We start from the raw sequence: 13,077 nt of genomic DNA on the forward strand, positions 1-13,077 counted from the left end.
CAATTGAAAACCCTTTCATAAATACACTGAAAATGAATAGGAATGGTAACTGTTTCAAAAAAAAGATACCCTTGCTTGTCAAGGATATCTGTCCATTTATTGCTCACTCTTTTCTCTAAGCAGCTTTACAATTGCGGCCCAGTCGAGATCACTCCAGCCCTGCTCGATTCCTTCTTCATAATGCTTTTTTGCTATTTCGGCAGTTGGCAGGGTGATTTTAGCATTATGCGCTGCTTCAAGCATTAAATTAACGTCCTTCAAGCCTAATGCAAGCTTGAATCCTCCTTCTTCAAATCTTTCTTCTACCATGATTTTCCCGTAGTTTTGATAAACTGGTGAAGCGAACAATGTATTTGCAATTTCTAAAAAGGCGTCTGCCTTGATTCCATACTTTTCAACGAATACAAATGCCTCTGATAATGCCTCAAGCATGGAGACAATTAAGAAGTTATTTCCTAGCTTTACAACATTGGCTAAATGTCCTTTTTCTCCAACTATAAAGATATCTTTGCCCAGCGCATTTAGGACTGGCATAATTTTCTCCCTCGCTTGCTTTGGTCCTGCTACAAGTAATCGCAACGCAGCTGCAGCTGCTGCATCAGGTCGCCCCAATACTGGACAAGACACGAAGGCTTGACTATTTTTCTCGTGATCTTCTTCAAGCTTTTTCGCTAATTCTACACTTAATGTACTGACTGAAACATGAATTCCGCCTTTTGGCAGTCCACTGATTATCCCTTTCTCTCCATAAACTACTGCTTCTGCTGCTTTATCATCAGAAAGTATTGTAAATACGATAGTTGCTTTTTCTGCTGCATCAGCGGGGCTTACTGCCATTTCAGCACCTTTTTCCACAAGTGATTGCCGTTTACTTGCTGTTCTGTTGTAAATGACAAGCTCATGCCCGCTTTTTAATATATTTTCTGCAATTGGTATGCCCATATTGCCAAGTCCAATCAATGCTACCTTCATTTCAGCTCTCCTCAATCTCTATATTGTTGTTATGCTTTATTCGGTGATTTCTGTCATTTTTCCTGCATTGACAAAAACATTTCCTCCTTGCATACATCCTGTTGGAACGAACAAGCTATTTTTATAACACAGTTTTGGAGGACATAATATGCTTATTAAAATAAATGAACATATAGAAAATATTCAGAAGCACAGCAAAGCCTTTCAAGGGATAGACGATCTTGAACCGCTTATCAAGGAAGCCGGGAAGGCTAAATATGTTTTGCTTGGTGAAGCGACACACGGTACAGCTGAATTTTATTCTCTTCGTGCAGAAATTACCAAAAAACTGATTCAGGAACATGGCTTTTCCTTTGTGGCAGTGGAAGGCGACTGGCCGTCTTGCTATGAGGTGAATAAATATGTAAAAAATAACTCAACAGCTGCAAATGCCAAGGAAGTGCTGGCCCATTTTAACCGCTGGCCGACATGGATGTGGGCAAATGAAGAAATCATTCCATTGCTCGAATGGCTGAAAAGCTTTAATAGCAATAAAGAGGCTGGCAATAAAGCTGGTTTTTACGGCTTGGATGTGTATAGCCTTTGGGAGTCAATGGAAGCAATTGTTCACTACTTGCAAGAAACGAAGTCTCCTCATGTGGAAAAGGCATTAAAGGCGATTGAATGCTTTGAGCCGTATAACAGAAAAGCCCAAACGTACGGGATGTCAGCGGCATTACTTGGCGAAAGCTGTCGGGAAGAAATGCTAGAGCTGCTGCAGGCTATCCAGCAGGCTAACAGCAAAAGCGGTGATTTTAACGAAGAAGAGCAGCTTAGTCTTGAGATAAATGCCTTAGTATCGAAAAATGCGGAGAATTATTATAAAACAATGATTACAGATGATCAGGAATCATGGAATATTCGGGATCATCATATGGTCGAAGCATTATCCCATATCAGCAGCTTCTATGGCAGTGATGCAAAAGGGATAATATGGGAGCATAACACTCATATTGGTGATGCGAGGGCAACGACAATGGAGCAGGAAGGCTTAGTGAATGTTGGCCAAATCACTCGTGAAAAATATGGGACAGACAATATCTTTTCCGTTGGTTTTGGGACATATAGCGGTACGGTTATTGCCGGAGACAAATGGGGAGCCCCTTATGAAAAAATGACATTACCGAAAGCAATGCGTGGCAGCTGGGAGGAAATGCTTCATCGTGCAGGGTCCCACGATAAATTTTTAATGTTTTCACAGGAGAATAAAACGCTGTTTGAAGAGCGTGTCGGTCATCGTGCTGTTGGAGTTGTATACCATCCTGAATATGAGCAATATGGAAACTATGTTCCATCCAGCATTTCAGAAAGATATAATAGCTTTATTTATGTGGACAAATCAACTGCCCTTTCGCCACTGCCTGTTGAAGTAATAAGTGATTAGCTTGTTTTTACCATAAAAAAAAGGAGTAGCATATGCTGCTCCCTTTATAAACGCTGATTATTTTCTTCTTATAAATGTTAACACGATTGCGATAACAGAAATAACGATCGCTGCAATGGATAAAACGTTGCTTGTTGAAGAACCTGCAGTGTCTTCATCGCTGTCAGCTGACTCATCAGTGTCTGCATCATGGTCTGAAGTATGGCCATGGCTATCTGTTGTTGCTGTAGACTTAGTAATTTCTGTTACAGAATGAGGAAGATCCGCATCTGCATCACCAGTCCATTCTACAATGCTTCCATCTGTGTAATATTGGAATGCATCCCAAATTACTTCACCTGCATCAGCAGGATTTTGGGCAGTAAAGCTGAAAAGACGGTATTCGCCTGGTTTGATTGCTGCATCATCATTTTCTGCTTCCCATGTAACAGTCGTTACTTTATCATCATCATTCTTTTCAGTAGTTACCTTCCAGCCATCAACAGGCTGATACATTTTAAAATCTACATTGTCTGCAATTTTGATGGATACTTTATTTGTGTTAACTTCCTTTTCAACAGGGATTTTAACCGTATACGTTTCCCATGCCTCTGTTGTGGATGTTGACGGGTTAACAGTTACATGAGCGTTAGCTGGAAGAGCAATTAAAAATACTGCTGCAAATGTAACTAAAAATGCTGTAATTCTTTTTTTCATATGTATCATGCTTTTAACTCCTTTTCGTTCTTTTTTTCACAAGCGTTTAAAACACTATGTAAATAGGAATAACCTTCTTTATCATAACAGATGTGTTAAGCGCTTTACATTTATATTTGTGGCAAATTTGTGAACAAGTAATATTAGCCAGTTTGGCCGCTTTTTCTACTTTTAAAACATATGGTGATAAAGCGTCCCATAATCTTATTTATAAGTCACATAATAGACACAACTTACAAACTAAGCCTGTAGCTACTCCTATATACAGAATTTAGGTAATTCCTATTTAACTAGCACAAAAATTTCTTTTAAGGCCATGCTATGCAATTATAAAATACAAAATAAAGCGATTAATTCCATTATTCTTGACCTGTCCTTACACGGCTGCCTATACTTCTCCCCAATCCCCCTCATATTGTAACGGTAAAAGGAGGGATTTTATGTTTCATAGTACAAGATTACATGGAGGTGTTCCAGTTGTTGTCGGGGCCCCCACAGTGGGAGGAGTGCATGTTGCACCAGTAGTTGGTCATGGAGCCGCAACTTTAACTGGCTTTGTTGCACCGTCTGCGGGCTTTAGTGCAGGAAATCCAACGATCATTTATCCATATAAGCAGTATCCACCCTACATGAACCCAAATCAATATTATCCTAATTATCCTTACAATCCTTATTATCCACCGTATTATTGACTTGCTGTCAAACAAAAAAGCATTTCGCCATATTAGCGAAATGCTTTTTTTATTAAACGATAGATGTTGTTTCTTGCTTTTTCGTCTTTTTCCAACCAAGCATCATTAATACAAGGCCACCAACAGAAACGACAAGACCAGCAATGCTAAGGGCTAATTCTAACACACTCTTATTTTCCGCGCCTGTACCTGGACCATTCATGCCATTCATTGCTGGCATATTACCTTGTGCCTGACTTGAATCAAATCCAGAATCAGCAGTTGCTGTAGAATTTTCTGTGCTGTCCGTGCTTTCCGTCGTATCACTAGTTGAACTTGTTGAACTATCCGATGATCCATTCATTTGCATGCTAGGCGCTTGTCCACTCATTTGCCCCATATCTGGTGCAGAGCCAGCGCTAAAGTAAGAGGTAACACCTAATATCGATTGTGCTAGTAATAAAAGCATTGCTGCAATAATTGCGATAGATTGTATTTTTTTCATTTTATCTCTCTCCTAATTCGTAATGTAGGTTCATTATGGATTAGGAAGCTTAAGTTTTTCTTAACTTTTATTAATAGATTTATTTTTCCTTGTAGCTTAGCTGCCATTGGATTTCATGGTGTCATCAATAAAATCTAGTTTAATCCCCTGCCAATAAAATTAGCACTTACACAGTCCTGCCCAATTTCTCTCGCCCATACGGACAGCTGCCCAATATGATGGACTTCGTGAACGATGCAGTGATTGATAATTTCCGCTCTTGAGAAGGCTTCATCTTGCCATGAGACTTTGATTCTTTCAGACTGGTCTTTGGCAAAATTTGCAATCAGCAACTCTCTAACCTCTGCTTTCACCTTGTCTGATAAGGTCTTTACCTTTTCAATGCTATTGTACTCAGAAGTTGTAAATTCTACTGTTTCCTTTCCTGTAAGGGCGAGCAGCCAGCTGTACTCTACATCAACAATATGTACAAGTGTTGCCAATATCCCTTGCAAGCCTCCTGTTCGCTTGGCAAGCAGCTCCTGTTCAGGAATGGACTCACACCATTTCAGCCACTCATCCCTTACTTGCCAGTTGTATTCAAATAATGATTGCATGGCAATCTCCCTTCTAGTGTTATGGTCTTTCAACAGGTATCCAAATTTCTGAATAATAATCCGCGCTGTGTAAATTTCCTTCTCCGTATACTTCTAACTGCGGGGAGGCTACTTGTACATAGCCGCTAGTCGGGAACCATTCTCCATAAATTTTTTTCCATGTTTGCTGCATGCTGTCAGGCATTGCTCCATGTACTGCAAATATCGCCCATTTTGATGGTGGAATTGTAATGATATCGTATCCTTGCTGAGCTTCTTTCGTGGAGGCTGCTGCAATCCAATAATCCATATCCTTGTTTTCGCTGTTTGTTTCTGTGCATATACCAAGAATCCCCTTAATTTGCCCGTTATTCCATGCTGCTAATGCTTCTGTTGATCCATCACCATTTGCCTCACTCCAAAAAAGCGGTATTTCTCGAAAATTCTCTCCTTCCTTATAAGAAAAGGATCTTTTCTTGCCAATTGCTTGAAAGCCTTCCATTTCGACAATTTTCACATTCATCGGTTCTGCTCCCTTCAAAAGAATTTGTATTGTAAAAGGATTATAGATAGTCAGCTTTCCCTTTCCGTTGCGGATATCACTCGGTGTTGAGCCATGCTGCTTTCGGAAAGCTTTTGTGAATGCTTCTGGTGATTCATAGCCATATTTAAGGGCAGCGTCTAACACCCGCAGCTCTTTATTCATCAATTCCTGTCCCGCACAAGACAGACGTCTTCTCCGTATATATTCACCAACCGTTGTGTCAGTCAAAACAGAGAATGTCCGTTGAAAATGGAAAGAGGAAATGCAAGCCTGCTTGGCAATTTCTGACGTCTCCAATTTCTCGTCCAGATGTTCTTCAATATATTGGAGTGCCTTTTGCAAACCTTCAAGCCATGTCACTAGTATCACATCCTTCCTTACAGTTTAGCTGCAATAATATCCTTGCGCCTGTCATTTCTTGCTCGATTCAAACAGGTTTTTCAACTAAGCATTCTTGATTGCTTCTCCTATTTCCTTCTTCATAATGTTGATATTTGGAGAAAATAAAAACAGCCCCATTAATTTGGACTGTTGTGATGAAACTTTATCCCTTATGCGCTGCCGCCATCTCCACCACATCCGCCGTCTGAGCTGAATGATGAACCGCAGTCATGATTCGAATGGTGGCTGTGACCGCCATCATGATATCCGTTTCCAGGTAAATCCCATGGTGTGTAGCTCGCATGTGAAGACTTGGAAATTTTAGATGCTTTTGAACCCTTTGAAAAAAGCGATGCGATAAACAGTATCCCTACTAATATAATGACAATGTACATAATTTTCAGCCTCCTTTTTACTATTTACGAATTAAAGTTCATTTAGTTTCACTTTTTTACAGAATTTTCACCATAAATGTAAAAAACTGCCGAATAAATCGGCAGCTTTCGTTGTTATTCATTATTGGCTGCTTTTGCTTTTACTTTTTTTTGCTTTTGAATGAAATAAACTACGACTGTCACTGCAAGGATAATCAGTACAATGAGAATAGGGTTAATATCGGTGGACAGAAAACCAAACGGGATTAAGGATAACACAAAAAAGTACAAAAAGTTGCCTGCAGCTGTTCCGGCCACAAATCCCTTTAAGGAGATGGTTGTTACTGCAGCCAATATATTTAGTATGCTTGTAGGGAAAAATGGTAAAACCCTCGCATAAAACACATATTGTCCACCTTTATTTTCAATTTTCCGAAGCGCCTCACCATGTGCTTTTTTTTGGACGAAATCCTGTAACCAATAACGGACTGCCACAAACACAATGATTGCCGCGACAATACTGGAAATCCAGCTCCACATAAACCCATAAAAAAAGCCGAAGGCATAATAATTTATTGTGATTACAAGTATTAACGGAATTACTGTAAAGCTATTTTGTATAATCATTATAATTAAGCTCAGTATAAGTGCATAAATTTCGTTATTCCGATAATAAGCTGTGAATTCCTTCAGTTCTCCATTTCTTATTGCATGAAATATTTCTAGCTGGTATAACATGAAGCTGATCAAAACAACTGTTCCAACAAAAGAAAGTAATTTCCATAATTTTTTTATAGCGATCACCTTTTTTCTTATATATATGGCAGGCTATTTTACGAATTAACCATAAGCTACCCTATTTACTTTTTCTCTTTTCCTAACATACCTGCTAAACATGTAAAAATAAACATAGCTTTTCTCCGTTTTATTTAGATAATAGTCGATTTCCATTACATTTTGATTAAATTTGTCAAATATACAAGAAATGGTATTTTATGAGGAGTATAATAGATTTAATCCACAAAGGAGGTTTATCTATGGCTATTTTATTAGAAACACATTTAGGCCAGAAAGATACAGAGCTTTATATAACTTATACAGAGGATGGACGAGTTATTGTTGCGATTCCGACAATCCATTGGTCTGCAGAGTTAAACATAAGCGATGATGACATGCAGAAAAATGAATACATCCAAGCATCCCTCCATTACCATATGTATGAAGGGGACATCATGAGCTTGGCTGATAAGATATTAGAGCATACTGCAAAATGCTAACATATTTTTTTCATTTGCACCACCTCCTAATTTACTGACTGACAAATCCCTTTTTCCTTTGGACGAATCGTGCGACTTCTGATACTCTAGGATATGATAATTCGTTAAAGGAGTTTTGAATGTGAGCTATATTTTTAAAAGCGAAAGGCTGGGCTTCCGTTTATTGACTGCTCAGGATGCTCCAAATTGTGATTTGTTTTGGGGCAATGATGAGGTTATGGCCTATACTGGCGGAAGCATTTCAGCAGAACTACTGCCGCAAGTCATTGATTTCTATGCTCAATCACAGCAGGATTACGGCATTACTGTATATGGTGTAGAAGATATCTCGTCTGGCCAGCTCATCGGTGCTGCAGGATTTGATATAGAATCCGCTGTTGAGGATATCGAGCTGGTTTTTCATTTTATGAAGGACGCTTGGGGCAAGGGCTTGGCTTCTGAAGCTGCTGTTGCCTGCATTCGATATGCAGCAGAAGTTTATCAGCCGAAAAGTATCATCGCCTCCAGCAGTGTTGAAAACAAAAAAGCATTAAATATCCTGGGTAAGATTGGGTTTGCCTATTTGGGAATTCATTATTTGGAAGATACTGCTCAAGACGAAGCCCTCTTTCAGCTTGTATTATAAAACATATGATCATTTGCTTTCCGCAAACAGAAAGCAAATGAAATACTGTAAAAAATTAGTTGATTATTACGAACTCTTTACTGTTTTGTAACACTGTGCCTGTTTTCTTGACTGTCCATATCCATCTGCACTACAATGTGTAGTGTGAGGTGCAGCAATCATGAAGATAAATAAATTTAAAGTTCATGAAAAAGGTTTAAATCGTTTTTTTGGACCGTTGGAAGCTAAAATAATGGATTTGCTCTGGGAAAAGGAAGAGCTTTCCATAAAAAGTGTGCAGACACACTTGGAAACAGACAAAGCTGTTAGCTTTAATACCGTGATGACTGTTATGAACCGCTTGGCAGATAAAGGGATACTTAACAAACGCCATGTTGGCAGAAGCTTTCTTTACTCCCCTATGTTGTCGCGAGAAGACTTTTTGAATACACAGTCCAAGGAGCTTACATATGAGCTTATGGATGAGTTTGGATCAAGTGTCGTCGTCAACCATATGCTTGATGCATTGCAAAATGTTGATGAAGGTTTAGTGGCAAAACTGGAACAAAAAATAAAAGATTGGAAAAAGGATCGATAAGAATGACGAAAAATTATGCTAATTACCTGTTGCTGATCAGCATATTGATAAGCGGCAGTATCCTCCTTCAGATGATATGGTATATTTATTCGCTCACAAGCAATTTTGACATTCGCTTTAACCTGTTCCAAGCTTGCCAGCAGCTGTTTGAGATGTTTGGAGTTCCTTTTTTGGAATATATCCTGCTTGCATTTGTCACCTTTACACTTCTTCATTTGTTATGGTTTTGCATGATACAAATAAAGAAACTGCATAACCTTAGAACAAAGATAACTGGTCTGACATGCAGCGAGTTGAGCCGTGAATGGAACAGTCGTTTTCAGACAAACCGCATCCATGTTATTCAGTGCGAACAGCCTTTTGCGATTACTGTTGGATTTACGAAGCCGCAAATTGTGCTGACAACTGGTTTATGGGATATCCTATCTGATGAGGAAATTGAGTCTGTAATTTATCACGAATTTCATCACTCCTACCAGTTTGACCCGATGAAAACCTTCATGATGGAGCTTTTCGCAAAGGTGCTTTGGTTCCTGCCTATCCTTAAATGGCTGGCCCAGCAATTTTCAATCGTTCGGGAAGTGCTTGCTGACAATTATGCAATCGATAAAAGTGGACAGAGATTGCATATATCAAGTGCTCTGTTAAAAATGATTAACAGTAAACAAGTGCAGCATCCTGCAAGCTTCGTTTCGTTTGCAGACGGCTCTGTTAACTACCGTATTCAAAATATGATTGAGCCTAATACGAGCAGTAAAATAAAATGGCCGCTAGTTAATAGTGCTGCTTCCCTATCCATTTTTACGCTGCTTAGTTTAGTTTTCTCTAAACTGCTGCATTACTAATTTTTTTTACACCGTTACACTACATAACGTAGTGTAAACAATCTTCTAAATATACACACTGCATTTGTAGTGTTTTATATACACTAATTAATTAAAGGAGGAAATCATTAATGAAATTTACACATATCGGTATTGTTGTTATTCGCGTTGTTCTTGGAGTGATATTTTTTGCACATGGGTTATCTAAATTCCAGGGAGGAATAGACAATACTGCTGGGTTCTTCACTAGTTTAGGCCTGCCTGGGTTTTCTGCCTATCTTGTCGCTGGAATTGAACTAATTGGTGGTGCTCTTATTATCCTTGGACTTGCAACGAGAATTATTGCCGCATTGTTTGCTGCTATTATGGTTGTAGCAATTGCGACAGTCAGCCTGCAAAATGGCTTAGTGGGCGGATTTGAATTTGATCTATCACTGCTTGCAATGTCTCTATTATTAGTTTTAAATAAAGAACAGGCATATTCTGTAGATAATGTTATACTATCTAGTAGGAAGAAAGAACAGAATGTTTAAAATGCTTGTTAAATAAAAGGAGAAGTCATTGTGGCAAAAACGAAAAATCAGAAACAAAAAAAAGCACAATCAACTGGGAACAAGCCTTCTAAATTTATTTATTGGATCATCGGCATCGTTGTCGTATGTATTGCAGGGCTTGTCATTTTAGCAAATCTTCCTGAAAAAGGGTTTGATTTCAACTATGAAAATCAACCTGTATTAGGAGAAGAATCTGCTAGTGTCAGTATCGTAGAATTCGGAGACTACCGCTGTCCTGTCTGTAAAAACTTTAATGAATCCTTTTTCCCTGTTGTAAAGGAAAACTTAATCGATACAGGTAAAGCGAAATTCTATTATATGAATTATCCGTTTATACATGCTGATTCCACTACTTCGGCACTTTTTGCTGAAACTGTTTATAGCGAACTAGGCAACGATATTTTCTGGAAGTTCCATGATTCCATTTTCGCTAATCAGCCTGATAATGAAACAGAAGAAACATATACAGAGGAATTCTTGAAAGAGCGTCTGAAGGATGCTGGAGCGACGGATGAAGACATCACAAAAGTGACAGAAGCGTTCCAAAAGCAAACAGCGAAAGACTCTTTGCAAAAAGATTTAGATTATGTGAATCAATTAAACATTACCGGCACTCCAACAATTTATGTCAACGGTGTTAAATTCGAAGGCTCAAGCTATAATGAATTATTGGATATGGTGAATGAAGCGGCTGAAAAGTAAACAAATCTAGAGAGTACACACTTGTACTCTCTTTTTTATGCACTATTTATTTTTCTGCATATGCCGTCTTGCATTTGATAGACCCCCATCCCTTCCATTCTCTCTAATATTCCATTATGAAAGTACATACCAGTTTTTTCATCAATACCATATACATAAGCATTTGGATGCTTCGCGAAAATTGCTTGTAAATGGGGTTTTTCGTTCCATTCAGAAAAATGAACGGCAAAATATGTATTAAAAAGCAAGCCAATGCCTTTTCGTTCAACATATCGCTGCTCCTTGTTATCTTTACTAGAAATAATGCAGTTTTGCGGACTTATCAATGCGCCTGCTGAAAAGCCTGCAACTGGTACTCCCCGCTCATACGCCTCTTTTATCGCTGCCCCGATATTAGTATCGGCGATATATTCTGCATAACGGCTCGTGTCTCCGCCGCAAATAATCACGCCTCCACTGTCTTTAATCGTTTTTATTACTTGCTCTTCTGTAGTACTTGGGAGCGGTAAATACCGAAACTTTTCTGCACCATATTGTTTTAGTTTATCTGTATAGTCAGGCATATAGGCAAGCCAGCCTTCCCGATCAACCAGCAAGATCGCAATCATTCCCCTTTTTGTCTGGTGCACATATTGCTGCGCCATTTTAGTAGTAAATGGCGGTCCGCCCCCAAAAGCATAAAAATGACGTGCCATCTTATATCCCCCTTATCCTGTATTCTCAAAAGGCTTCCTCTATTATTATATTAAAACTAAAGATTAAGTGTTTCTTTAACCAAATGTCTTTATTTCAAGCCTCCTGTTCTATGTGCAAATTAAAGCTCCAAACGATACGCCTAAGCCTACTATCACTATGCTTTACACGTTAATTCCCTTATCACCTTAAGGCATATTCCAAATATATCCTTATTGTATCACAGTATTTTTTAAAGAATTAAAAAAACCCCTCTCTTAACGAGAAAGGTTTCATTTGCTTTATTATTCACCTAAATCAACATTGTGGTAGACTTGGCGAACATCCTCTAAATCTTCAATAGCATCGATCATCTTTTCAAATTTCGCTTGTGATTCTTCATCAAGTGTTACATCGTTTTGCGCAAGCATTGTTAATTCTGCAACAGTAAATTCTGTAACACCAGCACTTTTGAATGCTTCTTGTACTGCATGGAATTGGTCTGGCTCTGCATAAACAATAACAGATTCGTCTTCAGCAATAATGTCACGAACATCAACATCTGCTTCCATCAATAATTCCAATACTTCTTCTTCTGATTTGCCTTCAACACCGATAACAGCTGTTGCATCAAACATATAAGCAACAGATCCACTGACACCCATGTTTCCGCCGTTTTTCCCGAATGCAGCACGAACATCTGAAGCTGTTCTGTTTACATTGTTTGTAAGTGCATCAACGATTACCATTGAACCACTAGGACCAAATCCTTCATAGCGAAGCTCATCATACGTTTCTTCCGATCCGCCCTTCGCCTTTTCAATAGCACGATCAATGATATTCTTTGGTACACTGTACGTTTTAGCGCGCTCTAAAACAACCTTTAATGCTTGGTTTGATTCTGGATCTGGCTCGCCTTGTTTTGCAGCCACATAAATCTCACGGCCAAACTTAGCGTATATACGGCTTGTGTTTGCATCCTTTGATGCTTTTTTTTCTTTAATATTATTCCATTTACGACCCATTTTGAACACTCTCTTTCTGATTTATCCATCATTACCTATTATAGATAACAACTGGCCGGCTCTTCAATGCCTGTTATGGTATTTTTAATTTGACTTTTTCTTTTAAGCAATGCTTAAGACGAATAATATTATACCGTAAATATGAAATTTGTTCATCTTTCTGGACTATGATTATTGATTTTTCATAAATTTACTAAAGTACCAGCATTCTTCATTCCTTTTAACAGTAATAAATGGTACAGTTAGGTGACAACTAAAAAGGAGCAATAGACAATTATGATTGAAGTAAAAGTATCTCCAATAAGTGATGGGGAATTCAACAGAGGTGTTTTCGCTACAGAAGATATCAAAAAAGGCGAGCTTATTCATAAAGCTCCTGTTATTTCCTACCCGAACGAACAGCACGAGCATATTGAAAAAACACTGTTGGCTGACTATGCATTTGAATACGGCATAAATCATACTGCCATTCTGCTTGGCTATGGCATGCTGTTTAACCATGCTTATGAACCAAATGCTGTTTATGATATTAATTTTGATGAACATACATTTGATTTTTACGCCTATAAGGATATTAAAGCAGGCGAAGAAATCTTAATCAACTATAATGGCGATGTAGATGATAAAGAACTGCTTTGGTTTGACAAAGAAGAATAAAAAAACAGACCTTCATTAAAGAT

General features: G+C 38.5%; 18 protein-coding genes. 9 read left to right on the forward strand and 9 right to left on the reverse strand.

Annotated elements, in window-relative coordinates; translation table 11 throughout:
- Positions 1-96: 96 nt before the first annotated feature.
- Complete coding sequence (locus tag NQZ71_RS13630; RefSeq protein WP_317010846.1) at positions 97-972, reverse strand: NAD(P)-dependent oxidoreductase; 876 nt, start codon at positions 970-972, stop codon at positions 97-99.
- 148 nt (positions 973-1,120) lie between these two features.
- On the opposite strand from NQZ71_RS13630, the gene NQZ71_RS13635 reads away from it, so the two are divergent.
- Complete coding sequence (locus NQZ71_RS13635; RefSeq protein WP_317010847.1) at positions 1,121-2,395, forward strand: erythromycin esterase family protein; 1,275 nt, start codon at positions 1,121-1,123, stop codon at positions 2,393-2,395.
- Between the two features lie 57 nt (positions 2,396-2,452).
- Here the strand turns inward: NQZ71_RS13635 and NQZ71_RS13640 are convergent, their stop codons facing one another.
- The gene (locus NQZ71_RS13640; RefSeq protein ID WP_394374129.1) at positions 2,453-3,091 is read right to left on the reverse strand and encodes a YcnI family copper-binding membrane protein; all 639 of its coding nucleotides are present in this window, start codon (positions 3,089-3,091) and stop codon (positions 2,453-2,455) included.
- Between the two features lie 440 nt (positions 3,092-3,531).
- Here NQZ71_RS13640 and NQZ71_RS13645 point away from each other — a divergent pair, with 440 nt between their 5' ends.
- The gene (locus NQZ71_RS13645) at positions 3,532-3,783 is read left to right on the forward strand and encodes a hypothetical protein (RefSeq protein WP_260055428.1); all 252 of its coding nucleotides are present in this window, start codon (positions 3,532-3,534) and stop codon (positions 3,781-3,783) included.
- A gap of 52 nt (positions 3,784-3,835) precedes the next feature.
- On the opposite strand, the gene NQZ71_RS13650 is transcribed toward NQZ71_RS13645, so the two are convergent.
- From NQZ71_RS13650 to NQZ71_RS13670, 5 genes are all read right to left on the reverse strand, one after another.
- On the reverse strand, positions 3,836-4,267 hold the full coding sequence (locus tag NQZ71_RS13650) for a hypothetical protein (RefSeq protein ID WP_317010849.1): 432 nt from the start codon (positions 4,265-4,267) through the stop codon (positions 3,836-3,838).
- Positions 4,268-4,401: 134 nt separating this feature from the next.
- On the reverse strand, positions 4,402-4,863 hold the full coding sequence (locus NQZ71_RS13655) for a DinB family protein (protein ID WP_317010850.1): 462 nt from the start codon (positions 4,861-4,863) through the stop codon (positions 4,402-4,404).
- 19 nt (positions 4,864-4,882) lie between these two features.
- Complete coding sequence (locus NQZ71_RS13660; RefSeq protein WP_144454746.1) at positions 4,883-5,746, reverse strand: AraC family transcriptional regulator; 864 nt, start codon at positions 5,744-5,746, stop codon at positions 4,883-4,885.
- Positions 5,747-5,937: 191 nt separating this feature from the next.
- Positions 5,938-6,162, reverse strand: a complete 225-nt coding sequence (locus NQZ71_RS13665) for a hypothetical protein (protein WP_144454745.1) — start codon at positions 6,160-6,162, stop codon at positions 5,938-5,940.
- 114 nt (positions 6,163-6,276) lie between these two features.
- Entirely contained in the window at positions 6,277-6,768 is a 492-nt protein-coding gene (locus NQZ71_RS13670) for a TVP38/TMEM64 family protein (RefSeq protein ID WP_186304024.1), read from the reverse strand.
- A 410-nt stretch (positions 6,769-7,178) separates the two neighbouring features.
- Here NQZ71_RS13670 and NQZ71_RS13675 point away from each other — a divergent pair, with 410 nt between their 5' ends.
- The 6 genes from NQZ71_RS13675 to NQZ71_RS13700 all read left to right on the forward strand — a co-directional run bounded on the left by NQZ71_RS13675 (position 7,179) and on the right by NQZ71_RS13700 (position 10,700).
- On the forward strand, positions 7,179-7,418 hold the full coding sequence (locus tag NQZ71_RS13675; protein WP_164849807.1) for a YueH family protein: 240 nt from the start codon (positions 7,179-7,181) through the stop codon (positions 7,416-7,418).
- 121 nt (positions 7,419-7,539) lie between these two features.
- Positions 7,540-8,043: a GNAT family N-acetyltransferase gene (locus NQZ71_RS13680; protein WP_144454743.1), complete on the forward strand. Its 504-nt coding sequence runs from the start codon at positions 7,540-7,542 to the stop codon at positions 8,041-8,043.
- A 160-nt stretch (positions 8,044-8,203) separates the two neighbouring features.
- On the forward strand, positions 8,204-8,620 hold the full coding sequence (locus NQZ71_RS13685; RefSeq protein WP_144454742.1) for a BlaI/MecI/CopY family transcriptional regulator: 417 nt from the start codon (positions 8,204-8,206) through the stop codon (positions 8,618-8,620).
- 2 nt (positions 8,621-8,622) lie between these two features.
- Positions 8,623-9,465: a M56 family metallopeptidase gene (locus tag NQZ71_RS13690; protein WP_144454741.1), complete on the forward strand. Its 843-nt coding sequence runs from the start codon at positions 8,623-8,625 to the stop codon at positions 9,463-9,465.
- 110 nt (positions 9,466-9,575) lie between these two features.
- Positions 9,576-9,977, forward strand: a complete 402-nt coding sequence (locus tag NQZ71_RS13695) for a DoxX family protein (RefSeq protein WP_127742721.1) — start codon at positions 9,576-9,578, stop codon at positions 9,975-9,977.
- Positions 9,978-10,007: 30 nt separating this feature from the next.
- Positions 10,008-10,700 (forward strand): DsbA family protein, encoded by a 693-nt coding sequence (locus tag NQZ71_RS13700; RefSeq protein ID WP_317010851.1) that lies wholly within the window; start codon positions 10,008-10,010, stop codon positions 10,698-10,700.
- 35 nt (positions 10,701-10,735) lie between these two features.
- Here NQZ71_RS13700 and NQZ71_RS13705 read toward each other — a convergent pair whose 3' ends face one another.
- Positions 10,736-11,395, reverse strand: coding sequence for a Type 1 glutamine amidotransferase-like domain-containing protein (locus tag NQZ71_RS13705; protein WP_317010852.1), 660 nt, complete (start codon positions 11,393-11,395; stop codon positions 10,736-10,738).
- A gap of 282 nt (positions 11,396-11,677) precedes the next feature.
- On the reverse strand, positions 11,678-12,397 hold the full coding sequence (locus tag NQZ71_RS13710; protein ID WP_144454738.1) for a YebC/PmpR family DNA-binding transcriptional regulator: 720 nt from the start codon (positions 12,395-12,397) through the stop codon (positions 11,678-11,680).
- Between the two features lie 276 nt (positions 12,398-12,673).
- On the opposite strand from NQZ71_RS13710, the gene NQZ71_RS13715 reads away from it, so the two are divergent.
- Positions 12,674-13,054, forward strand: coding sequence for an SET domain-containing protein (locus tag NQZ71_RS13715; RefSeq protein WP_127742713.1), 381 nt, complete (start codon positions 12,674-12,676; stop codon positions 13,052-13,054).
- Positions 13,055-13,077 lie beyond the last annotated feature (23 nt).

Source organism: Niallia taxi (assembly GCF_032818155.1).
GTDB lineage: Bacteria > Bacillota > Bacilli > Bacillales > Cytobacillaceae > Niallia > Niallia taxi_A.